This window comes from Psychrobacter sp. PSP (assembly GCF_024085615.1).
In the GTDB taxonomy this organism is placed as follows: Bacteria; Pseudomonadota; Gammaproteobacteria; order Pseudomonadales; family Moraxellaceae; genus Psychrobacter; species Psychrobacter pacificensis.
The window spans coordinates 337,702-361,071 of the sequence record NZ_JABLTF010000020.1 but is presented as its reverse complement, the minus strand read 5'-3'; the positions used below and the strand labels follow the sequence as shown (position 1 = coordinate 361,071).

The following is a 23,370-nucleotide window of genomic DNA, read 5'->3' as shown; positions in this document are numbered from 1 at the left end:
CTTCCTTTATTTCTTCTTGGCGCGGCGGCGGATGATCATGTTGTCAGTACGCTTATTATGACGCGTTTTAAGTCCTTTAGACTTCTGACCCCAAGGGCTAGTTGGATGGCGACCTTTGTTACGACCTTCACCACCACCATGTGGGTGATCAACCGGGTTCATCGCGACACCACGAACTGAAGGACGAACACCACGCCAACGTGAAGCACCAGCTTTACCAAGTGATTTCAAGTTGTTTTCAGTGTTAGAAACTTCGCCAATAACAGCACGGCAGTTTACGTGTACACGGCGAGTTTCGCCTGAACGTAGACGTAAAATAGCGTAGATACCGTCACGGCCTAATAACTGAACGCTAGCACCCGCAGAACGAGCCATCTGTGCACCTTTACCGATTTTAAGTTCGATATTATGAATCACAGTACCCAATGGGATGTTTTTTAGCGGTAGGCAGTTACCTGGACGTATTGGAGATGTTTCGCCTGACATTACTGTATCGCCAACTGCTTGTTTTTTAGCAGCGATGATGTAACGACGTTCGCCATCAGCATACTTAAGTAATGCAATATGTGCAGTACGGTTAGGATCGTATTCAATACGCTCTACCACAGCAGGGATATTGTCTTTAGTACGTTTGAAGTCGATAATGCGATAATGTTGCTTATGACCACCGCCAATGTGGCGAGTAGTAATACGACCATTATTGTTACGACCACCTGACTTACTTTTTGATTCTAGAAGCGCTGCATAAGGACGACCTTTATAAAGGTGTGGATGCACCACTTTTTCAACAAAACGACGGCCTGGTGATGTTGGCTTTGCTCTTACGATAGGCATGAGTGTAATCCTTATTCGTTATTCGCTGTTTCACTAGTAGAGGCAGTCGTGTTTGCGACTTCTTCACCAGCATCAGCCATTTGTACATCTTGACCAGCTTTTAAGGTAACATAGGCTTTTTTATAGTCGTTACGACGGCCGATGCTTTTACCAAAACGCTTTGTCTTACCTTTAACATTCAAAGTGTTTACTTTAGTAACTTCAACACCTTCAAACATCAACTCAACTGCTTTTTTGACTTCAAGCTTAGTAGCGTTAGAGTCAACTTTAAATACCTGCACACCAAGTGAGTCGCCAAGCATTTGAGATTTTTCTGAGAATACAGGCCCTCTTAAGACCTGATAAAGTCTTGCGTTGTTCATGCTAGTGCTTCCTCAAATTGTTTCGCAGCTTCAACTGACATGATCACTTTATCAAATGCGATCAAGCTCACTGGATCCACTTCGTTTGTACCAAGTACATTGACGTGCGGAATGTTGCGAGCAGCTAAGTATAAGTTTTCGTCAACTTCTTTGGTGACGATCAATGCACGTGGTGCATCAAGCTCATTTAGCTTTGCAATCAGTTCTTTAGTTTTCGGCCCAGAAACGCTCAACTCTTCTACCAAAATCAGACGCTCTTGACGAATCAATTCTGCTAGGATGCACTGCATCGCACCGCGATACATTTTACGGTTTACTTTCTGTGACCAATCTTGTGGTTTTGCAGCGAATGCACGACCACCTGAACGCCAGATTGGGCTACGAATAGAGCCCGCACGAGCGCGACCAGTACCTTTTTGGCGCCATGGCTTGATACCACCGCCAGAAACTTCGGCACGGGTTTTTTGAGCGCGTGTACCTTGGCGAGCACCAGCTAGATAAGCGGTGACGACTTGGTGCACTAATGCTTCATTGAATTCACGACCAAAAGCCGTATCAGAAAGCTCAACCGCTGCACCTGTAACTGTTTTTAAATCCACGTTAATCCCCTTGCTTAGGCTTTGACTGACGGACGTACGATAACATCGCCACCGGTGGCACCTGGGATAGCACCCTTGATGACAAGTAACCCTTTTTCGGCATCAACCGAAATCACTTCTAGGCCTTGAACAGTAACACGCTTGTTACCCATCTGACCCGCCATCTTTTTGCCTTTGAATACTCTACCTGGTGACTGGTTTTGACCAGTTGAACCATGTGCACGATGAGACACTGAGTTACCATGAGTAGCATCTTGCATACTAAAGTTGTGACGTTTGATTGGACCTTGGAAGCCTTTACCTTTGCTTTGTCCTGTCACATCAACCATCTGACCTTGTTCAAACAAGTCAGCTAGAATCTCACCGCCAACCTCACGACCTTCAAGATCGCTATCGTTGACACGAAATTCCCAAACACCACGACCAGCTTTAACGCCAGCTTTCGCGAAGTGACCTTTTTGTGCAGCAGTTACGCGGCTGTCACGACGGGTACCTGTGGTGACTTGGATGGCTTGGTAACCATCTACATCAGTATTTTTTACTTGAGTAATGCGGTTTGCATCGACCTCAACCACTGTTACAGGAATAGATGCGCCTGTTTCAGTGAAGACACGGGTCATGCCGCATTTTTTACCGACTAAACCGATCGCCATTTTAGACCTCTTTATATCTTATATTAATGGGTTGGGTGTGTAATGTGCATTAACCCAAAGCAATTTGGACGTCAACACCCGCCGCTAAATCTAATTTCATTAGCGCATCCACAGTTTTGTCAGTAGGCTGAACGATATCAACCATACGCTTGTGAGTACGGATTTCGTACTGGTCACGCGCGTCTTTGTTAACGTGTGGTGAGGTTAGAACGTTGAAGCGCTCAATGCGAGTCGGCAACGGTACAGGACCACAAACTTGCGCACCGGTGCGCTTTGCAGTATCAACAATCTCTTGTGCAGATTGATCAATCAGACGATGATCAAAAGACTTAAGACGGATACGGATTCTCTGGTTAGCCATGCCAGCAAGCTCCTAATATGTGCTTTCGTCATTCTTGGTTTGCAAGACTATGATCAAAAGCAGTTTGGTTAAATATTCACTTAAAGCGGCCTTCTGTTCTTAACCAGAATGAGTTCTTTATCCGAACTTATAGCGTGCCAAAAGCAAAATAGTTTAAAGCCCCGCCAACTCTCCTATAATGGATGTCAGCAAAGGCATAATGAAATAGTGCCAGAAACGATGCTCCAGCTGTCATAGCGCCAGCTTTTTTAGTCAGCTGCGCATATATAATTCAGTGGTGTGTATTATACAGAGTATTTTAGGTATTGCAAGGGCAATATCTGACGTAATTAAAGACCTCAATTTTCAGAAAACTGTTTTGTTGGTCAAGATACTTGTAACAAGTCTCTGGCAGTAGGCTCAGTAATCTCAGTCCAAAACAATATCATACTGCTCTTGGGTATATAGATTTTCTACGTCAAATGTAATCACTCGACCCAGTAGATACTCTAAATCTGCTACTGTATCTGACTCTGATGTCAGCAATAAATCAATGACTGCCGCATGAGCCACTACTGTGAATTTCTTAGGAGAATTATAAGTACGGGCGCAGCGCATGATCTCACGGAAAATCTCAAAGCAAACGGTCTCTGCGGTTTTAACGAACCCACGACCTTGGCAAGTTGAGCACGGCTCACAAAGCTGCTGACCCAAGGATTCACGCGTGCGCTTGCGCGTCATCTCCACTAAGCCAAGTTCACTAACCTGCGTAATTTTGGTTTTGGCATAGTCTTGGGTTAGCTGCGCCTGTAAGCTCTCTAGTACATCATCCTTATGCTGCTGCTCTAGCATATCGATAAAATCTAGAATAATAATGCCGCCTAGATTACGCAGGCGCAGCTGACGTGCGATGGCATGTGTGGCTTCTAGATTAGTCTTATAAACGGTGTCTTCTAATGAGCGACCGCCTACAAAAGAGCCTGTATTAACATCAATCGTCGTCATTGCTTCTGTTTGGTCAATAATCAGATAGCCACCAGACTTCAAGTCAACACGACGTTTCAATGCGTCACGTAAATCATCTTCAACCCGATGCACGTCAAACAGTGACTGCTCTGCCGTATAATGCACGATTTTATCGTAAATGAACGGTACAAACTCTTTGGCAAAGTATCTGACTTGTTCATAAACTTGCGTATTATCGATGATGACTTTTTCGGTATCAGCATGTACCAAGTCACGAATAGAGCGCAGTGGTAGCGATAGTTCTTGATAAATCAGCTCTGAGCTTTGGTGATGATTGATCTCTTGGCGACGAGCACAGATGGTACGCCACAGCTGCAACAGGTAATAAATATCCTCTTCTAGCTTGTTTACAGGAACACGCTCGGCGGCAGTACGAGCGATGAGTCCACCTTTTAGATTGACCGTTTGCATTAAGCTACTAAGCTCAGTTTTCAGACGCGTGCGCTCTTCTTCACCATCAATACGCTGTGATATACCGATATGATCGCTTGATGGTAGATAAACCAGATAGCGAGATGGCAACGATATATTGGTCGTTAAGCGAGCACCCTTACTGCCTAATTGGTCTTTGGTGACTTGTACCAAGATACGCTGGCTTTCGTGTAATCGATGCTGAATCAAGGTCTTAGAAACAGGCACGACCTCCGTACTTTGAGCACTGACAACAGGTGGCGTGACTGCTAAGCCATCCGTGGATGTTTCTAAGATGGCGCTATTGTCACTATTATCTTTTTTGTCATTTGTAGCGGCTTTGCTTTTGTCTTCTGCAACTGGGCGAGGCTCACGCTGCATATCATTGACATGTAAAAACGCTGTCCGCGATTGACCGATATCAACGAAGGCTGCCTGCATGCCTGGAAGGACACGTACGACTGTGCCCAGATAAATATTGCCGACCAAACCCAGTTTGTGATGTCGCTCAATATAAATCTCACCCAAGATGCCATTATCTAAAACCGCAACACGGGATTCCATTGGACTAATATTAATCAGCAGCTCTTCGGACATAGTTTTTTCTCTTATCTCTCAGCTTTCTTATCAGACGGTCATCGTCTATTAGATTGACAGTGTAACAAATGCGCCTTGCTCTTGCCCATTGCCCTACCGTGTCATTATGTGCATATATAATTATAACGGGTCAACGATATCCTCACTGCCTTCTGTCATGTCTTTGATTAAGGCCAGCGTTTGCGCCAGTGGCAATCCAACGACATTGGTGTAACTGCCGTTAATACGGCTGACCCAAGCAGCACCTAAACCTTGAATACCATAGCCACCCGCTTTATCAGCAGGCTCTCCACTGTCCCAATAATTGCTCATCATCTCTGTAGTCAATGGTATAAAGGTTACTGCTGTACGCTCAGTAATTTGCTGCTGGTCGATAATTTGAAATGCCTGAGTGCGCTTTGATGCATTGTGTTCTGTTCCTTTAGGTAGCCGCTGTATTTTGGTGGCTTGTACGGCAGTCCATACTTCATGGATATTATCTGACATCTGCTGCCACATGCTATAAGCATGCTCACGATCGGTCGGTTTGACCAGTACTGTCTTGCCATCTGGTAACACTCCGATGGTATCAGAGGTCAAAATGATAATTAATTCGTTGGTACCGTTCTCATCGATTTCTAATGTGCCGTTTAGTTGCTCTATGGCAGCCATGGCTTTGGTAGCGACCATACGCTCAATATAGTCTTTGGGTAATTCATCATCTTGCGGCGTTTCGTCAATATCTACACTCAATACTCTAAAATCTAACTGTGCTCTTGCTAGTAGCTCTCGACGGCGCGGCGAACCAGACGCTAAAATGATATCCATCGCTCTTCTCTTTATTTACAGATTTATGAGGTATGTATTTTTTAGATATTTTGCATATAAGTTAATAAATACCATTAACGCGCAAACTTGCGTAGAGCCAGTAAGACAAGTGGCCAGCTGATGATACTCATCATAAGCGACAAAGCAGATTTTGCGATAAAGGTATTTTGGATAAACATCTGCAGCATCCATAAATTTAGCTGAAAAACAATTAATCCTAAACTGGCTATCAACCATGCGCTGATGGTATTTAGTTGTCTAACATAGATACTAGTAATTTTGATCACTAGTGCCACCACGACAGCGGCAAAGGCTTGCTGTCCTAGATGGGTGTCCATCAGCAAATCTGTAATAAGCCCAATAGTAAATGCGGTAAAGATACCCACATAGCGCGGCTGGAACAGTAGCCAATATATCAGCACCATAATCATAATCATGGGCCGTAATGTTGCCATACTTGGGCTTAACGGATAGACATTGAGCGATGAAGCAATGATAAAGCTTAGAACAATGACCACAATCAACAGTGCCGTTGAATTCTCAGAATCAGGATACGACATGAGTATTTACCTTCGATTGTGTAGCGACCGCTGTTATAGGATGCATTGGGTAATAATGAGATAGTACGATAGGCAAAATTTTGATAAAAAAGGCAGCTGGCATTATTGGTTAAAACGTTATGACATCAGAATTCATTGACTACTGCTCTTACTCTTAGTGAGTATCTTGTCTTGTAATATCAAGACATAAGCGTTGTCAATAAAGTTTGCAGAAGGCGTGACCTCAATGATTCTAAAGTTATCCGCTTGCCCATCTTTGATGTGAGCAATACGGCCAACACGATAGCCCGCTGGAATTCGCCCACCCAAACCAGATGATACCAACTCATCACCCACGCGCACGTCTGAAGTCTTAAAAACATAGTTTAGGCTCAGTGCAGATGGGATACCTTGGCCTGTCACAATAGCCCGCTGACCAGTACGTTTGACAGTGACAGCCACTGACTGCTGGTCATCTGTAATCAATAACAAACGGCTCGTATTAGGATAGACGTTAATGATCTGTCCTAAAATACCATCTTCATCGATAACCGTTTGTCCGACTTGTACACCATCTTGCTTGCCTTTATTGAGCACAACAATCTGTCTGAGTAAGTTGGTATCTGTACCAATGACTTGAGCTAAGTTGAGATCAAACTGCTCAGGCTTCGTGGTGGATAAAATCCCCTGCAAGCGTGCGTTTTGCGCCAAGATATAATCTTGTTGCTGCAGTTTGGCATGTGCATGAATGAGTTGCGATTTTAGCTGCATGTTTTCGCGGCGCAGCGCTTCTTTTGACTGCAAACTACCACTCGCCCAATGCTTGGCATAGCTCGGTAATAAAGACATCTCATAAATAGGCTGCATGGCAGCATGACTGGTACTACGTACTGGATTGAACCATTCCGAATTTTTGCTATCAAACCACATCAGAATTAAGGCTGCTATCAATACAATGGCAGTCTTACGAAGTGATAACGCTTGGCGCGCAAAGATACTTGTAGTCATAAGTCGTCTGATTTAAGAATTCTAAAATGAGCAATAGCACTTATTTAGAGCATAAATGTTTATCGGTGATATTGGGTTCTAGCATGGATTAATGCAATTAAAGGCAGCGCAGTCGGCTACCTTTAATGTTATTTACTTATCATCGCATCGGCTACATCAATGATTGATGCATAAACCATGAGGCATTATAGGTATCCTAACAAGGAAATCATGCTCATGAGCAAAAGCTGTTTAGACAAAAATCATATTCAAGCTTTTGTTATTGATGAAATCAAGGGCGATACCACCACCACGGCTAACGCAGGTTAATGGGTCTTCTGCTACCGTCACTGGTAAGCCCGTCTCTTGTGAGATAAGCTTATCTAAATCGCGTAGCAATGCGCCACCACCCGTCAATACGATACCGCGCTCTGCGATGTCTGATGACAACTCTGGCGGTGTCTGCTCAAGAGCGACTTTGACTGCACTGACAATACCGCTTAGTGGGTCAGTCAATGCTTTTTGTACTTCTTCTGAATTGACGATAAAGGTTTTTGGTACGCCTTCTGCCATACTACGACCACGAACCTCTACTTCTAGCTGGCTATTTTCATTCAATGCAGAGCCAACTTCTTTTTTGATGCGCTCAGCGGTCGTCTCACCGATCACACAACCATGCGTACGGCGCACATGTGTAATAATCGCCTCATCAAACATATCGCCACCGATACGGATAGACTCAGCATAGACGCAGCCAGATAGCGCGATAACAGCAATCTCAGTGGTGCCACCACCGATATCGACGACCATAGAACCACTGGCTTCATGAACAGGCATGCCAGCACCGATAGCCGCAGCCATTGGCTCCTCTAGCAATAATACTTTGCTCGCGCCTGCTGATGATACTGCCTCACGAATCGCCTTACGCTCAACCAAGGTGGACTTACATGGTACACAAACCACCACGTTAGGCTGTGCCATAAAACGCTTGGCTTTTACCTTAGTGATGAAGTGTTTTAGCATTTTTTGCGTCACTTCAAAATCAGCAATCACACCGTCTTTTAGCGGGCGAATCGCTGTGATATTGGCAGGCGTACGACCCAGCATTTGCTTGGCATCGATACCCACAGCAGCGACGGTCGGGTTTTGAGTACGATTGCTTCGTAATGCGACCACCGTAGGCTCGTCAAGTACGACGCCTTTATTAGGAATAAAAATAAGGGTGTTCGCAGTACCGAGGTCGATAGCGATATTATTTGATAAAAATCCAAACAGGTTCATGACTAATATATCCAGCGTCTTACGAATGAGGCGAATGAGATTGACTGAGGTGTTACTCGTCAGTGTTGAGCAGGTCGTCGTTAGACATTAACGGGAGCGAAAGTAAATCATCGCAACCAGTCAAACCTAAGCAATAATGATGAAATGAAAAACTGAGCTAAATTATACCGATTTAGCTCAAAAAAAACATAGGTATTTGCATCAGTAAGCAAGGATTTTTGTCTGAGACGCTAAAAGTTGTTACAAAGTTTGAAATAGTAGTGACTATCATTCAACTCAATGAAACTGCTTTTAATGTGATAACTAACAAGGTTCTACAGGCACATAATTGTTTTGCTTAGTAGTAGGTGCATACTGTAACGTATTTTAGAACCTAATTGGGAAGCAATTGAAAATCAATCATGAATTATGCGGTCAGTTTTGCAAGTATTTGCGTATTGCTATGCCGGCACTCTGCCCTGATTGATACGGATGTTGATTGATATTGTGCATCAATCAAGCCTCATACTCTGTAAACTTGGGTCAGATGCTTTATAATAAGCCAACTTTATAGCCAATTACATTTGAGCGCTTATATATTTGCCTTATCCCTACTCTAACAAAAACTGTCCTTAACTGGAGAAACTATGTCTCAGCAATCAGCAACGTCTGACAACACTGTCAGCCGTGAAGAAATCCTAGAAGTTGCCAACCTTGCACGCTTGGGTGTCGATGAAAGCACGGCCGATAGCTATGCCGCCGATATCAGTAAAGTATTAAAATTGATGCATACCTTATCTAACGTTGATACAACAGACATCAAACCACTAGCCAATATCCATGAGGCTTGCCAAGAGTTACGTGCTGACGTAGCCAAACACGATATCAATCGCGAGCGCAATCAGTCAGTCGCGCCTGCCGTTGAAGATGGCTTATACCTTGTACCTCAGGTGATTGAATAATAGTGGCTGAATAATACAACCACGCATTTGCCATTATCCTATTTTATTTTATGCTATTCACATTTTGACGGAAGACACCTTATGTCTGAACTTCATTTATTAAGTACCGAGCAGCTAATTACTGGCTTGCAAGACAAACAATTTAGCAGCGCAGAATTAACCGAGCATTACATCAAGCGTATCGATGCGCTAGATGGCAAAATCAATAGTTTTATCACGCATACTTCTGAGACAGCACGTGCACAAGCAAAAGCCGCTGACGAGATGCGTGCACAAGGCGATCAGCGTCCACTACTTGGCGTACCGATGGCGCACAAAGATATCTTTTGTACCCAAGGCGTATTAACGACTTGTGGCTCTAAGATGCTGCATAACTTTGTCTCACCATATGACGCGACTATCGTCTCTAACATCGACAAAGCTGGCATGATTAGCTTAGGTAAGCTCAATATGGATGAGTTTGCGATGGGCTCAGACAACAGTAGCTCATACTACGGCACCGTACACAATCCTTGGAACCTAGAGCGCGTCCCTGGTGGCTCATCAGGTGGTAGTGCCGCTGCCGTTGCCGCAGGTTTTGTCCCTGTTGCTACCGGTAGTGACACGGGTGGCTCTATTCGTCAGCCAGCTTCATTCTGTGGCCTAACCGGTATCAAACCGACTTATGGCCGTGTGTCACGCTTTGGTATGATTGCCTATGCCTCAAGCTTGGATCAAGCTGGTAGCATGGGACGCAGCGCTAAAGATTGTGCTTATTTGCTACAGCCAATGATTGGGCACGATCCGCGCGATGCCACTTCTATCAAATACGACATACCTAACTACGTACAAGACATCAATGATGCAGAGGCTGCGGCTGGTGATAAGCCATTTGACGGTTTGCGTATTGGTGTGGCTAAAGAATATTTCAGTACAGGGCTTAATAGCGAAGTCGAACAAGCAGCACGTGCCGCTTTAAAGAAATACGAAGAGCTGGGCGCAACGATTGTAGAAGTAAACATCACTGACCCTGAGATCACGCTCGCCACCTATTATATGCTAGCACCTGCCGAAGCGTCTTCGAACCTATCACGCTTCGATGGCGTACGTTTTGGCTATCGCTGTGAAAACCCAACGGATCTGATCGATCTATACACGCGCTCACGTTCTGAAGGCTTTGGCCCTGAAGTACAGCGCCGTATTTTGACGGGGACTTATGCGCTATCTGCTGGCTACTTCGATGCTTACTATACTAAAGCACAAAAAATCCGCCGCTTAATTGTCAAAGACTTTGATGATGCTTTTGCCAATTGTGACGTCATCGCCAGTCCCACCGCGCCGACCGCAGCTTATAAGCTGGCAGAAGACCTCGACCCTGCGACCATGTACCTAGGCGACGTTTATACCATCGCGGTCAACCTAGCGGGTCTACCTGCGCTCAGTCAGCCAGTAGGTTTGACGACAGAAGGCCTACCTATTGGCTTGCAATTAATCGGTAAACACTGGCAAGAGAGTCAATTGCTCACGACTGCGCATTTGTTCCAGCAGCATACCGACCATCATCTACAACACTCTACCATCGCAAAGGAGACGGTATAATGAGTACAGCTACTACTGATAACAGTGCCGTCCGCGAGCACGCCGTGCGTAAAGAGCTACTTGTCGATGGCTATGAAGTGGTCATCGGTATCGAGATTCACTGCCAGTTGAATACAGAAAGCAAAATATTCTCAAGTGCGCCAACTGACTTCGGTCATGAGCCAAACAGCCAAGCCAGTATCGTCGATTTAGGCTTACCTGGTGTATTGCCAGTATTAAATGCTGGCGTGGTCGATCGCGCGCTAAAATTCGGTATCGGTGTCAATGCTGAGCTGGGTCTGTTTAATACGTTTGATCGTAAGAACTACTTTTACCCTGACTTGCCTAAAGGCTATCAAATCACTCAGATGGCCAATCCTATCGTGGGTGAAGGCTATATCGATGTCGTGGTCAACGAAGGCGAGAAAAACGAATATCCTAAACGTATGGGTATTACCCGCGCACATTTAGAAGAAGATGCGGGTAAATCTGTCCATGACGCCGTCGATGGTATGACAGGTGTGGATTTGAACCGTGCGGGTACGCCGCTGATCGAAATCGTCTCTGAGCCAGACATGCGCTCTGCCAATGAAGCGCTTGCTTATATCAAAGCCATTCACCAGCTGGTCACGTGGCTCGGTATCTCAGACGCTGTGATGGCTGAAGGCTCATTCCGCTGTGACTGCAACGTCTCTGTACGCAAGCCAGGCGCTGAGCTTGGTACCCGTACTGAGCTAAAAAACCTAAACTCTTTCCGCTTTATCGAACGTGCTATCAATCGTGAAATCGAGCGTCAAATCGACATCCTAGAAGATGGCGGCAAAGTCGTACAAGCAACCATGCTATATGATCCAGAGCGCGATGAAACACGCACCATGCGTACCAAAGAAGACGCCAACGACTATCGCTACTTCCCTGATCCTGACTTGCTACCTGTCCGTATCGAGCAGCATACCGTTGACGCGATCAAAGCAGCAATGCCAGAGCTGCCCGTCGCTCGCCGTGCACGCTTTGAAGAAGCGCTGGGTCTGTCAGAATATGACGCTCGCATCCTAACGGCCAGTCGTCAGATTGCTGATTACTTCGAAGATGTGGTCGCAGAAGTTGGGCAAGCAGATGCCAAAATGGCTGGCAACTGGGTCATGGGCGACTTACTCGGCGCACTCAACAAAGACGATAAAGACATCACCCACTCTCCTATCAGCGCCAAGCAGTTGGCTGGTATGCTAAAACGTATCAAAGATGACACGCTATCTGGCAAATTGGCCAAAAAAGTCTTTAGTGCGCTATATGAGCGCGAAGGTGGCAATGATGATGACGCAGCAGATAAGATCATCAAAGAAAAAGGCCTCAAGCAAGAGACTGATACGGGCGCTATCAAAGCCATGGTCGAAGACGTCATCGCAAAAAATGAAGCGATGGTCGAAGAATATCGCGGCGGTAAAGAAAAAGCCTTTAACGGTTTGGTCGGTCAAGTCATGAAAGCCAGTCGCGGTAGTGCGAACCCGCAGCAAGTGAACCAAATTCTAAAAGAATTGTTAGGTTAACACGAGCAGCGTAGCAATTAGACTGACTATGCTAGGCAGAATGGTATTGTAGATTTTGACTAATATAAATAGCCCTTGCAATATACATAATTTTGCGTAAAATAGTCAGTCATTCGGGGCGTAGCGCAGTCTGGTAGCGCACTACACTGGGGGTGTAGTGGTCGCAGGTTCAAATCCTGCCGTTCCGACCAAACAACATATTAGGGCAGACCGTCATTGACCGTCTGCCCTTTTTTTATGGGCGTTTCAAGCTATAAGCCCTACACTATAGCCCATCATAAAACATGGTAATCCATGTAATAATGCGGTATATTTTACGGTATATTTTATACCGTCATGGAAATATACCGTCATGCCTTTAACTGATAGCCAAATCAAACGCTTAAAGCCTAGCGACACTTGCACCCCTAGCCGACCTGACAAATATAGTGATGGTAATAACCTACGCTTATGGGTGCGTAGTACAGGCAGTAAGGTATGGGTATGTGACTATAAATATGCCGATAAGCGCCAAAGCCTGACTATTGGCAAATACCCAGCAATGAGCCTTGCCGATGCACGCCAGCGTAACCAACAGATAAAAGACTTGATAGCGCAAGGCATCAATCCTAAGCATGATAAGAAGCGACAACAGGCAGACAATGACGGATCAAAGGCGTTCGATAACATAGCCCAGCGTTGGCATGATGACCGCAAGGCACATATAGCCCCTACTACCTACAGCCGTGATTACTCACAGTACCAGCGCGATATTAAGCCCGTCATTGGTCACATGAATATAGATGACATAACCGCGCCTGATATTTTGGCTATTGGTAAAGCTATCGAAGCACGGGGCGCTAGTGATATGGCAAGGCGTGCAATGCGTCAAACGGGGCAGATATTCAAGCAAGCAATACGTGAAGGGCTAGTAACCCATAACCCAGCCAACGACCTAACCGAAGCATTAAAACCGCATAAGGTGAAGCACCATAGCCGTGTGACCAGCCAGCAATTACCAAAGCTACTACAAGATATTAACGCCTACGAGGGTGATCTACTGGTGAAGCTAGGTTTATGGTTTATGTGCTATACGTTTGTAAGAACGCAAGAATTGCGCTTTATGGAGTGGAGCGAGATCGACTATAAAGCTAAGGTATGGCGCATACCAGCCGAAAAAATGAAAATGGACAGACCGCACCTAGTACCGTTAGCACCACAAACAATGGCTATCTTAGAGCAGATCAAGGCGCTAGGTTTTTCGGATCAGTACGTTTTCTTTAATCCATCAACCCGTAAGCCATACAGTACAAACGCTTTTATCACTGCCCTATGGCGTATGGGTTATAAAGGGCGCATGACTGGGCACGGCTTCCGTGGACTTGCCAGCACTACCCTACATGAACAGGAATACATGCACGAAGCAATAGAGCTACAGCTAGCACATGAAAAAGAAAACAAGATCAGCAAGGCATACAACGGAGCACAGCACCTACCGTACAGAATAGACATGATGAACCAGTGGGCAAACTTCATTGATGATGCCTATGCTGGCAAACTAGATAATGTGATCCGTGCAGACTTTAAAGGACAGAAACAAAAGCTAGGCTAAATAACCGTTGTTAGTATCACTATATGATACTATAATGACCGTAGAGCTAAGGACATAACATGCAGCGCAAGCACCTAAAAACACTTAATATCATCTTTACTAAGCCTATATCAGCAAATATAAAGTGGGCAGACATTGAAGCCTTATTTATAGCATTAGGTGCAGAGGTCAACGAACGGGCAGGATCAAGAATAGCTGTAGTGTTAGATGGTGAGGTACAAGTTTATCACCGACCACACCCCCAACCGACAACAGATAAGGGCGCAGTCGCTAGCGTTCGTAAATGGCTAGATAGTTTAGGGTATAGCCCTATTGATGAAGCCAAAGACACCGCCCCCGTAACTAATAATGAGGAATAATCATGCAAAACATTATGATGATTAATGACCATAAAGCACTTATTCAATATGACCCTGAACTAGGGTTATTCCGTGGAGAATTTGTAGGGCTAAATGGTGGGGCAGACTTTTATGGTGACAGCATTGCCGATTTAGAAAATGAGGGTAAGCAGTCATTGCAAACCTTTTTGGACGTTTGCCAAGAACAAGGCATTGAGCCTTACAAATCCTTTTCAGGTAAGTTTGTAACCCGTGTGCCAAGTGAGCTACACGAGCAAGTAACAACTATTGCCACCAGCCACGGTATGAGCCTTAACCAATGGGTCACTAATACACTTGCCAATGCCATCAAAACCGAAGGCATGGCATAACGACTATGCAAGGCTAGGACTAATTACCCGAACGACAGCTATTTACACACCCTTATGCTGTCACTGCCTTGCACCTACTTTAATTTAAGGGTGTAGGGGTGTGAAATATGGACACAAGCACGGCTATCAGCGTTTACGAGCATTTTTTATATATTGATGAAAGTCTTCAGCTTTCAGTTAATGACTATCCCGATATAGCTACAATATGGCGTAGCGCAGACGATCAAACTGAGTTTACATACTATGACTTTGTGTTTAGAGACCATCTAAATATTAGAACAATTTTAGCTGAAAGCAATATTACTAATCTTGATGCTCACTATATATTAAAAAAGTTTATTGAAACGTTGATTAATTCTAAAAGTGAACGATCAAAAAGTAGGCTCTCAAAACCTTTCACTTACGATGATTATTTATTTCTTGCAGATGAAGAAGAAGATATAGACGGTCATTCTTCATACTTAATTGATATTATTATTAATATTATCGAAGAACCTCAATATTTATTTGAGTTCATAGCTGAGTTTGGCACTTTTAATATTACTCCAAAGTATGCGCCATACCCCTATAAGCATATAGAAAATCATGGAAAGATACCTTATGTACTCGCCGCATATATAAGCCATTTACCATTTAAGATATGGTCGCATAAAATTGATTACGACATTAGACCTCTTGCAAAAGTAGCAGAGGGAATTAAAATAAGAAGAACATTCATCGTTGTCTAAGAACCATGCCAAACATAGATAAGCTACTCAAACAAAGTGACGCTGGTTTTAAACGCTACACTGGCATAATCAAGTTGTTTAAAATCGTGGCTCATAAATATCGCAACCGTCGTCAGCGCTATGATCTTAGAATGAAGCTGTTTGCTGGTATCATTAATTCCGAGCTTAAATTATGACTTTTGCAAGAGGTCTAATAAGTAGAAACGAAAATATAACTATATTTCATATTGATAACAGTAAGCAGGTTTTTTCATCTATTGACAGATTTCAAGGATATGACAAAAGCAGTACTTCCCCTGTAGAAAACATTGTTATTACTTTCAATGTGCTTCTGGGTCTTTCTAATGTTGAGAAACCTCAGCCTTATAAAATTTTAATAAATATAACTTCTAAAATTGCTGCTAAACATAAAGCCAAATCGAATAATTCCACAAGGTTGTTATATCGATTATTTAAAGGACAAATCATAACTATTCAAATTGAGCATATAGATTCTATAGTTGCTAAAAACATGCTACTTACAGTAGATAGTTGGATATCCGAGATTGAGCTCAATAAGAAAAATAAATTTATAGTGCTGCTACAAAGTAAATCACACTGGTTTCCAATATTTACAAGCATAGCGATGTTTCTTATATCGGCTTACACTTGCTATTATCTAATTGAAGTAATCAATTTAGATTTCACTGTTAATGTGAACAACCTGAAATACTTGGTATCAACCATTGGTATTATTGGTATGTTCTATTTTTCAGGAGGAATTCTGGGGAAATTTTTAGAAAATTCGATTGATAGAATAGATGAATTAAGTTATATACATTTAAACAATGGTGATAAAAAAATTCTAGCTAAAGCTAAGTCTAAACTAAATTGGAACTACGCTAAATCTATAGCTTGGTTTGCAATACTTACTCTTCAAGCTATTTTCGCATCTACTATTGCGACTTGGATTTTATCTTAGAATCACTCTTAACAAGATTTTTCCCTAAATCCTTATATTACGATATTATCTTATAGGTTGGTTAGCTCGCAGATTAGGTTAACCAGAGAAACCCAACTGTCTCATATTCATCAAAACCATCTCGTTGGGTCTCATCCTTCGACACCAACCTACAATCTAAATACGAAATCACCTACAATCCGTAGGTTGGCGTGGAGCTTGCGACCCCCAACATCATAACTTAAGATAAATCATCAACCCTAACTTGCAGACCGATATTCAATATCGAAGACACTACTAGCAAGGATTGCACTAAATTTTAATCATTTTTCGTTTCTGTTTTTAAATAGTAATGTCCATTAATCATTATTAGTACATTGCCCAATACCATGACAGCATGACTGCCTACCCACAGCCAATATCCTAGAGCATATCTTGTAGTCATACTGCTATGTCCCGCCTCAGTAACAACTACCTCATCAAACATTAAGAATGACACTGCAATTAAAGTAGATAATAAGCTCAATAAAAAAGATGTTTTACGATACTTAATAAGTAACCATGCCAGAATTAATAACGGATTAGCAAACCAAGTAAGTGTTTCATTACCCCCAATGAACATCCCAAATATGCCAAAAATAAAAGCCATCATTGAATGCATGCAACCTTCGGCGGTACAGTATGCTTCTTGAGTTAACGCCAAAAGCATAAGACCAATAGATACACCTAGAGTGATTTTTATCAAAGTTAGAACTTTCATTAAATATTCCGTTAAACACCCTAAGAAAAATCAGACCACACTTAAGCTATAACTTACGATAATAGAAAATATAATAAAATCGCTTTGATTAAATAAACTCTCTCTCAACATTCATCACCCGCGCATCTACCGTCCGTTCTATCTTTTCCTCAATCTGACTACATTGCGACTCCACCTCACGTTTAGACAGCCCAACGATCACAAACGTCCATTCGCTGGCGTTATGCTGATCACGCGCGCCGCTCTCACAGACCGCAACGCTTGGCGTATTGCCAAAACGCGCGTGCAGGCCGCCCATACGTTGGCGCTTTTCTTTGAGTGAGCTACAGCCAGGTAGCGCAAAAGTCAGCGTTAAGATAGCGATATGCATTTTATTCTCCTTGTGACAGTGGTTTACGCTTTATAATAGTAGCAAATAAGCAAGGCAAGTTATGCTATCTTTACCTCTATCCATATCGATATCGCAGCCAATATGCATATTCCTCCAATGACTTCTATCAGCTACGTACAGCAGCAACGCATCACTCGATTATGCGTGCGCTGCGGCTTACTCCTTATGCAGTATGGCGCTGAGTCTGCCGTGGTAGTGGACTTATCGAAGCGTTTGGGGTTTGCATTGGGAATGAGTAGCGTCGAGTGTTCGCTAAATTTCAATGCGATCACTTTGACGACTATCTGTAATGAGCGCTGTATCACCACCACCCGAGACACCATCAACCAAAGCATCAATGTCAATTTATTGGTGCAAATCCAGCAAATCGTCAATAAAACCGAAGCCACTATCAATAATAATGATTTGATTGACCGCACAACCCTTGCGTTTGATGAGTTGGATAAAACCGTGTATCCGACATGGCTAGTCAGTATATTTGTCGGCGCTTCTTGTGCGGCGTTTGCTTATTTGAATGGCGGCAGCTGGTCGATTACGGCGGTGACCTTCATCGCGGGTATGGTAGCGATGTTTACCCGTATTTATCTATCCAAGCACCACTTTAACCCTTTTATCACCGTCATTGCTACCGCTTTTATCGCCTCCTTGATCGGGGCGACGACCTATTACTTTGATATTGGCAATAACGCCGATATCGCCGTTGCCTCTAGCGTGCTGCTGCTGATTCCAAGCTTTCCGCTGATCAACTCCTTATCCGATATCTTAAAGGGCTATGTCAATATCGGCGTTGGGCGGGCGGTGTTTACTTATATGCTCACTTTGTCCGCCTGTGTGGGCATCGTGATGGCGCTGGTGTTACTACGCATACAGCACTGGGGGTTTTAGATGTGGTTTATTGAGACCGTTGTGCTGTCTTGCATCATTACCCTTGGCTGGACGCTGATGTTTAGCGTGCCCAAACGCTATATTTTGCCGTGTTTGCTGATGACCGCTCTGGGATTCGGACTTAAAACAGCGCTTGTCTATCAGCATATACATCTGGTGGTGGCCAGCTTTTTTGGCGCGATGCTCGCCAGCTTTTTGGGGGTGTATTTTTCTAAAAAATACACCCTACCGCCCAAAGCGTTAATCTCCCCAAGTGTCATCTGTATGATGCCAGGTATCGCCGCTTATAAGGCAATGGTCAGTATGGTGCAGATTGGTTACTTTGGCTTTTCAGACGAGTTATTTAGCCAAATGATGGTGTATTTATTCGAAGCCTTGTTTGTGACCTCAGGATTGGTACTGGGCTTGTCCATTCCTGGGCTGTTATTTTATAGACGGCGTGCCATAGTCTAGGCAGGTTTAAGTGGGTTTAAATGAGATTATTATGTGTTAGGCTATTTTTGTTTAAATACTTTTATAAACTGATGCTAGCTGGCACACCCTTATGATAAAAAACTTGTAAGATGGATTATCCATACCCATTACAATAGAGTTCAAAACTGTACCGAAACTTAATGAAGAGACATAACAATGACAAAGCATTATGATTATATTTCCATTGGCGGCGGTAGCGGCGGTATTGCCTCCATTAACCGTGCAGCAAGCTATGGCAAAAAGTGCGCGATTATCGAAGCGGAGCAATTAGGCGGCACTTGCGTCAATTGGGGCTGCGTACCCAAAAAGGTGATGTGGTACGGCGCGCAAGTCGCTGAGGCGATTGAGAAGTACGCGCCAGACTACGGATTCGAGGTTGAGTTAAAGAATTTCGATTTTCAAAAACTCATTCAAAGCCGTCAGCAGTACATCGAGAATATTCATCGCGCTTATGACAATAACTTAGCCAAAAATGGCGTGGAAGTGATTAAAGGCTTTGCTAAATTCATCGATACCAATACGGTTGAGGTCAATGGCGAGCAAATCACTGCTGACCATATTTTGATTGCGACGGGCGGTCATCCTATCAAGCCTAATATCAAAGGCGCAGAGCACGGCATCGATTCTGATGGTTTTTTTAAATTGACTCATTTGCCCAAACGCGTCGCTATCGCAGGCGCAGGCTATATTGCTGTTGAAATCGCAGGCGTGCTGAACAGCTTAGGCGCTGAGGTGCATCTATACGTGCGTCAGCATTCGCCGCTACGCTCGTTTGATCACACTATCGTTGAGACCTTGCTCATAGAGATGGAGCAAGACGGTATTCATCTGCATACCAACACCACCCTTACCGAAGTCAATAAAAACGAAGATGGCTGTTTAGAGCTATGTACTAAAGATGGCACGCTTGATACGGTCGATTGCTTGATTTGGGCAATTGGGCGCGCGCCGTCTACTGACAACATCAACCTACAAGTAACAGGCGTAGAAACCACCGAGTTTGGCAAAATCAAAGTCGATAAATTCCAAAATACCAATGTCGATGGTATTTACGCGGTCGGTGATATTATCGAAAACAGCATTGATCTGACACCAGTTGCCATCGCCGCTGGTAGGCGTCTGTCTGAGCGCTTGTTTAACAACAAGACCGATGAGCATTTGATTTATGATTTGATACCAACGGTTATATTTACTCATCCCGCTATCGGTACTATTGGTTTATCTGAGATTGACGCGGTGAAGCTACATGGCAAAGACAACATTAAGTGCTACACCTCGACCTTTACCTCGATGTATAGCGCGGTGACGCAGCATCGCCAAAAATGCGTGATGAAGCTGGTGTGCTTAGGTGAGGAAGAAAAAATCATCGGCTTACATGGCATCGGTTACGGTGTCGATGAGATGCTGCAAGGGTTTGCCGTAGCAGTGAAGATGGGCGCGACCAAAGCAGACTTTGATAATACCGTTGCTATTCATCCAACCGGTGCAGAAGAGTTTGTGACGATGCGTTAGACAGACTGAATCAGAAGAAAGGCTATTTTTAACAAATGGCCTTTTTTATTGTCTATTTTTGCTTTAGTGTAAAACCACATACAGACAGCACAATCCCGATACTGCTATGATGCGTTTAATAATGACCGTTGCGAGATGACTGTGTGGCAGATTTACCTTTTTATATTACCCGTGGGCTTAGGCATCATGACCTTGGCAGGAAGTTTGCTATTTTTATTCGCTTTTCTCATGTCTGATGATAATGCCACGCGCGTGCCCGCTTTTAACTGGTTCAAGCGCTTAATTATCGTGGCATTTATCTTGCTCAGCATTGGGCTGTTTATGACTTTTGGTCACTTTTGGGGCGCATAAAGTCCGCTATTATGCGTTAACGATTTTCTCAAGCTCCAATAGCACTAAGTCATCGCGCTTAGGCTCGCCATTATTGCCATCATTTGGGAACGGTATTTTATTACCATTTAACTGATAGCCACGGCGCTGATAGTAAGCCAAAAGCTCAGGGCGGTGGCTCAAGATTGACATGGTTAAGCGTGCAGGCTGTTTATCAGTGCCATTTTCAGTTGATAACAGATGTCGTGTGGCAAACGTCTCTGCCGCTTGTAATATCTCATTGCCAACGCCCTGCCCTTGCAGTTCAGGATGCACGGCAAACATACCGATATAGGCTTTTTTGTTTGAGTTGGCATCAGTTTTTATATCGACAGCGATACAACCAAGTATTTCACCTGTCTCTTTTGCATCACGCTCACCTGTCGTGGTTTTTGGATAGACAAACAGATAGTGTGCGGGATTATTAATCGTACTCGCCAGCTCCTCTGGCGTGATACGGATACCGCCGACTAAGTCAGCCTCATTGGTCCAGCCCGCTGTCTCTCGATAGCAGCAGTTCAATAACCGCTCAAGTGCGTCAATATCACTCGCGTCAGCCTGACGTAAAAATACGGCATCTTTGCTCAAATTACTTTTATTCATATTATAGTGTTCCTTTTTTATTTATAAAAAAACTGGCCTAGTTTCCTAAGCCAGCTTAAATACTAATACTTATCTGTCTATAGTACTAGCGCGATAATGCATGCGCCTGATCAACCATATCAAACCCTGCGTTAAGCTGTGCGCGCGTTGGTGCATGACCTCGGCGTAATAGTTCAGAGAAAGCAACCAGCTCTTTATCACGTCCAAGCGTACTTGCCGCACTCGCACGTGTATCCGCGCCTTCGTCATCAAAATAATATTCGATATAGTCGAGCGTATCTGGTGTTCCAAATAGGATATTGTGATCGGGCGTTGGCGCATGACCGCTATAGCGTAGGCTTTTGCCATATTGCATGGTCCAAAAGAAGGGAATGCGCGCCTCTAGCGAATCGACATTGTCATCGTTTAGGATTGCAGCGGCTGTGACCATGCCATGCTGCAACGCCACGCGCCAATGTTCGATACGCATACGACCCATTTGGTTAGTAGGTTTAGCAATATCACCGAGCGCATAGATACCATCGCGCAGTTGTAGATGAGCGTCAACTTGCACACCATCTGGATCATTGACCTCATGCAATATCTCTGTACGTGGTGACACACCTGTACCTAAGACTACAATATCAGCATCAATATGCTCGCCATTCGCCAACGTCACACCGCCTACATTTGAGAAAGCCTGATTATTGCTATCTCCATCCTTGTCCACTTGACGCTCAATCTTAGTGATTTCACTGACGGTTGCATCGAACACAAAGTTAATACCCTTCTCTTCATGTAGCTTAATTAAGGCGTTACTCACCGTTTCTGAGACGATATTGCTCATCACACGGCTGCCTTGTCCAATCACGGTAATAGAAGCAGTCGTGCCTGCTTGTGCCAATGCCGAAGCGGTCTCCATACCGATAAAACCTGTACCAATAATTACCACGCGCTGGTCATGACTAGCCGCTTTGATCAATTTGGCATCTGCCATGCTACGCAAGGTATAGACGCCGTCTATATCTGCTCCTTTGATAGGCGGAGTGATCGGCAACGCCCCTGTTGCCACCACTAAGAAGTCCGCTGTTTGCCGCGTGCTGTCGCCGTTTTCATTTTTTATGACAATGGTCGCCTCATTGGGCAATACTTCGCTGACCGTTTGATTCAGGTGCAGATCAATATCGTTGCTACTCGCCCAATCTGATTCGCCCAATAATAGCTTATCTTCATCCATGCTCCCTGCCAAAAATGCTTTCGATAATAATGGACGGTTATAAGGAGCTTTGTCATCTTTGCTAATCATGGTGATTTTGCCGCCATAGCCACCTTGGCGCAACTGATGCGCGGTCATAAACCCAGCACCGCCGCCACCTACGATAATGGTGTGAGTGTCCGTCAATTTGTCGTTTTCTATCGGCTTGTTTATCGTGGCTGAGGTATCAACCATCACATTGTCACCGTCATTGATAAGCTCATACTGCTTCAAACCTTCTGTCGCTATCGGCTCTAGAAGCGACCCATCGCGGCTATCAAAACTTGCATGGTGCCAAGGACAAACCACTCGATGACCACACCGTAACCCATCGCCCAAATCTGCACCAGCATGCGGGCATTTACCATCGAATGCATGGAACTCATCATCATCACGAGTGATTAAAATGATACTATCGTCGTCTTGCTTGTACGATTTCATACCGCCATTTGGAATATCCGATTTTGTTATCGTGACTGTGTTGATCATCGCCTTGGTCATAATGCTTCCTTAACAGTTATAATGATTTCCTGATGATAGCGTGTTGAAAATAGCCCTAACCATTCAGAGCGACTCAACCTACCTTATTATTTTTGATGTTTTATGCATTGATAGTAGCAAGCGCGCAGCATATACGATGTTTTTTTGTATGCTTGCTGCGTTGCAAAACGTAATTGCGCCGTTTTTATCAGC

Annotated in this window: 26 protein-coding genes, 1 tRNA gene and 1 pseudogene; 14 read left to right on the top strand and 14 right to left on the bottom strand. The window is 44.1% G+C overall.

Going from position 1 to position 23,370, the window contains the following annotated elements; all coding sequences use genetic code 11:
- Window positions 1-6 precede the first annotated feature (6 nt).
- From rplB to HL061_RS11420, 10 genes are all read right to left on the bottom strand, one after another.
- Window positions 7-834: a 50S ribosomal protein L2 gene (gene rplB / locus HL061_RS11465; protein WP_058025575.1), complete on the bottom strand. Its 828-nt coding sequence runs from the start codon at window positions 832-834 to the stop codon at window positions 7-9.
- 11 nt (window positions 835-845) lie between these two features.
- Window positions 846-1,196: a 50S ribosomal protein L23 gene (rplW, locus tag HL061_RS11460; RefSeq protein WP_071003149.1), complete on the bottom strand. Its 351-nt coding sequence runs from the start codon at window positions 1,194-1,196 to the stop codon at window positions 846-848.
- Window positions 1,193-1,795, bottom strand: coding sequence for a 50S ribosomal protein L4 (rplD, locus tag HL061_RS11455; protein ID WP_058025577.1), 603 nt, complete (start codon window positions 1,793-1,795; stop codon window positions 1,193-1,195). The genes rplW and rplD overlap by 4 nt, the downstream gene beginning before the upstream one ends.
- A gap of 14 nt (window positions 1,796-1,809) precedes the next feature.
- Window positions 1,810-2,448 carry a 50S ribosomal protein L3 gene (rplC, locus tag HL061_RS11450; RefSeq protein WP_071003147.1) on the bottom strand — a complete coding sequence of 213 codons (639 nt, stop codon included), beginning with the start codon at window positions 2,446-2,448 and terminating at the stop codon, window positions 1,810-1,812.
- Window positions 2,449-2,497: 49 nt separating this feature from the next.
- Window positions 2,498-2,809 (bottom strand): 30S ribosomal protein S10, encoded by a 312-nt coding sequence (gene rpsJ / locus HL061_RS11445; protein WP_010196670.1) that lies wholly within the window; start codon window positions 2,807-2,809, stop codon window positions 2,498-2,500.
- A gap of 408 nt (window positions 2,810-3,217) precedes the next feature.
- Window positions 3,218-4,822 (bottom strand): Rne/Rng family ribonuclease, encoded by a 1,605-nt coding sequence (locus HL061_RS11440; RefSeq protein WP_071003145.1) that lies wholly within the window; start codon window positions 4,820-4,822, stop codon window positions 3,218-3,220.
- Window positions 4,823-4,942: 120 nt separating this feature from the next.
- Window positions 4,943-5,629, bottom strand: coding sequence for a Maf family protein (locus tag HL061_RS11435; RefSeq protein ID WP_071003143.1), 687 nt, complete (start codon window positions 5,627-5,629; stop codon window positions 4,943-4,945).
- Between the two features lie 74 nt (window positions 5,630-5,703).
- Window positions 5,704-6,189: a rod shape-determining protein MreD gene (gene mreD / locus HL061_RS11430; protein WP_071003141.1), complete on the bottom strand. Its 486-nt coding sequence runs from the start codon at window positions 6,187-6,189 to the stop codon at window positions 5,704-5,706.
- Between the two features lie 132 nt (window positions 6,190-6,321).
- Window positions 6,322-7,176: a rod shape-determining protein MreC gene (gene mreC, locus HL061_RS11425; protein WP_071003139.1), complete on the bottom strand. Its 855-nt coding sequence runs from the start codon at window positions 7,174-7,176 to the stop codon at window positions 6,322-6,324.
- 231 nt (window positions 7,177-7,407) lie between these two features.
- On the bottom strand, window positions 7,408-8,436 hold the full coding sequence (locus tag HL061_RS11420; RefSeq protein WP_083328938.1) for a rod shape-determining protein: 1,029 nt from the start codon (window positions 8,434-8,436) through the stop codon (window positions 7,408-7,410).
- Between the two features lie 626 nt (window positions 8,437-9,062).
- Between HL061_RS11420 and gatC the strand changes: the two genes are divergently transcribed.
- The 10 genes and pseudogenes from gatC to HL061_RS11370 all read left to right on the top strand — a co-directional run bounded on the left by gatC (window position 9,063) and on the right by HL061_RS11370 (window position 16,470).
- Window positions 9,063-9,377 (top strand): Asp-tRNA(Asn)/Glu-tRNA(Gln) amidotransferase subunit GatC, encoded by a 315-nt coding sequence (gatC, locus tag HL061_RS11415; protein WP_071003135.1) that lies wholly within the window; start codon window positions 9,063-9,065, stop codon window positions 9,375-9,377.
- Between the two features lie 81 nt (window positions 9,378-9,458).
- Window positions 9,459-10,955: an Asp-tRNA(Asn)/Glu-tRNA(Gln) amidotransferase subunit GatA gene (gatA, locus tag HL061_RS11410; protein WP_071003134.1), complete on the top strand. Its 1,497-nt coding sequence runs from the start codon at window positions 9,459-9,461 to the stop codon at window positions 10,953-10,955.
- Complete coding sequence (gene gatB / locus HL061_RS11405) at window positions 10,955-12,481, top strand: Asp-tRNA(Asn)/Glu-tRNA(Gln) amidotransferase subunit GatB (RefSeq protein WP_252962845.1); 1,527 nt, start codon at window positions 10,955-10,957, stop codon at window positions 12,479-12,481. Before gatA ends, gatB begins: the two co-directional genes overlap by 1 nt.
- A gap of 114 nt (window positions 12,482-12,595) precedes the next feature.
- Window positions 12,596-12,672 (top strand) — tRNA-Pro (locus HL061_RS11400).
- Window positions 12,673-12,833: 161 nt separating this feature from the next.
- Window positions 12,834-14,072 (top strand): integrase arm-type DNA-binding domain-containing protein, encoded by a 1,239-nt coding sequence (locus tag HL061_RS11395; RefSeq protein ID WP_252962844.1) that lies wholly within the window; start codon window positions 12,834-12,836, stop codon window positions 14,070-14,072.
- Window positions 14,073-14,131: 59 nt separating this feature from the next.
- On the top strand, window positions 14,132-14,431 hold the full coding sequence (locus HL061_RS11390; RefSeq protein ID WP_071003130.1) for a type II toxin-antitoxin system HicA family toxin: 300 nt from the start codon (window positions 14,132-14,134) through the stop codon (window positions 14,429-14,431).
- Between the two features lie 2 nt (window positions 14,432-14,433).
- Complete coding sequence (locus HL061_RS11385; RefSeq protein WP_071003129.1) at window positions 14,434-14,781, top strand: type II toxin-antitoxin system HicB family antitoxin; 348 nt, start codon at window positions 14,434-14,436, stop codon at window positions 14,779-14,781.
- A gap of 107 nt (window positions 14,782-14,888) precedes the next feature.
- On the top strand, window positions 14,889-15,509 hold the full coding sequence (locus HL061_RS11380) for a hypothetical protein (RefSeq protein WP_071003128.1): 621 nt from the start codon (window positions 14,889-14,891) through the stop codon (window positions 15,507-15,509).
- A gap of 68 nt (window positions 15,510-15,577) precedes the next feature.
- A pseudogene (locus HL061_RS11375) lies at window positions 15,578-15,685 on the top strand (IS5/IS1182 family transposase); the annotation flags it as partial.
- Window positions 15,682-16,470 (top strand): hypothetical protein, encoded by a 789-nt coding sequence (locus HL061_RS11370; RefSeq protein WP_071003126.1) that lies wholly within the window; start codon window positions 15,682-15,684, stop codon window positions 16,468-16,470. The pseudogene HL061_RS11375 and the gene HL061_RS11370, both read left to right, overlap by 4 nt.
- A 298-nt stretch (window positions 16,471-16,768) precedes the next feature.
- Here HL061_RS11370 and HL061_RS11365 read toward each other — a convergent pair whose 3' ends face one another.
- Together HL061_RS11365 and HL061_RS11360 are read right to left on the bottom strand one after the other, a co-directional pair.
- A complete protein-coding gene (locus HL061_RS11365) occupies window positions 16,769-17,209 on the bottom strand; it encodes a hypothetical protein (RefSeq protein ID WP_071003125.1) in 441 nt (146 codons plus the stop codon).
- 88 nt (window positions 17,210-17,297) lie between these two features.
- Complete coding sequence (locus HL061_RS11360) at window positions 17,298-17,579, bottom strand: DUF503 domain-containing protein (protein ID WP_071003121.1); 282 nt, start codon at window positions 17,577-17,579, stop codon at window positions 17,298-17,300.
- Window positions 17,580-17,696: 117 nt separating this feature from the next.
- Between HL061_RS11360 and HL061_RS11355 the strand changes: the two genes are divergently transcribed.
- The 4 genes from HL061_RS11355 to HL061_RS13990 all read left to right on the top strand — a co-directional run bounded on the left by HL061_RS11355 (window position 17,697) and on the right by HL061_RS13990 (window position 20,822).
- Window positions 17,697-18,485: a threonine/serine exporter family protein gene (locus HL061_RS11355; protein WP_025645975.1), complete on the top strand. Its 789-nt coding sequence runs from the start codon at window positions 17,697-17,699 to the stop codon at window positions 18,483-18,485.
- Window positions 18,486-18,938, top strand: coding sequence for a threonine/serine exporter family protein (locus HL061_RS11350; protein ID WP_025645976.1), 453 nt, complete (start codon window positions 18,486-18,488; stop codon window positions 18,936-18,938). It begins immediately after the preceding gene.
- Between the two features lie 177 nt (window positions 18,939-19,115).
- Complete coding sequence (gene gorA, locus HL061_RS11345; RefSeq protein WP_071003119.1) at window positions 19,116-20,471, top strand: glutathione-disulfide reductase; 1,356 nt, start codon at window positions 19,116-19,118, stop codon at window positions 20,469-20,471.
- A 228-nt stretch (window positions 20,472-20,699) separates the two neighbouring features.
- Entirely contained in the window at window positions 20,700-20,822 is a 123-nt protein-coding gene (locus HL061_RS13990; protein ID WP_257785219.1) for a hypothetical protein, read from the top strand.
- 9 nt (window positions 20,823-20,831) lie between these two features.
- Here HL061_RS13990 and HL061_RS11340 read toward each other — a convergent pair whose 3' ends face one another.
- Complete coding sequence (locus HL061_RS11340; protein ID WP_071003115.1) at window positions 20,832-21,443, bottom strand: GNAT family N-acetyltransferase; 612 nt, start codon at window positions 21,441-21,443, stop codon at window positions 20,832-20,834.
- Window positions 21,444-21,528: 85 nt separating this feature from the next.
- Window positions 21,529-23,178, bottom strand: a complete 1,650-nt coding sequence (locus tag HL061_RS11335) for an FAD-dependent oxidoreductase (protein ID WP_071003113.1) — start codon at window positions 23,176-23,178, stop codon at window positions 21,529-21,531.
- Between the last annotated feature and the right edge of the window lie 192 nt (window positions 23,179-23,370).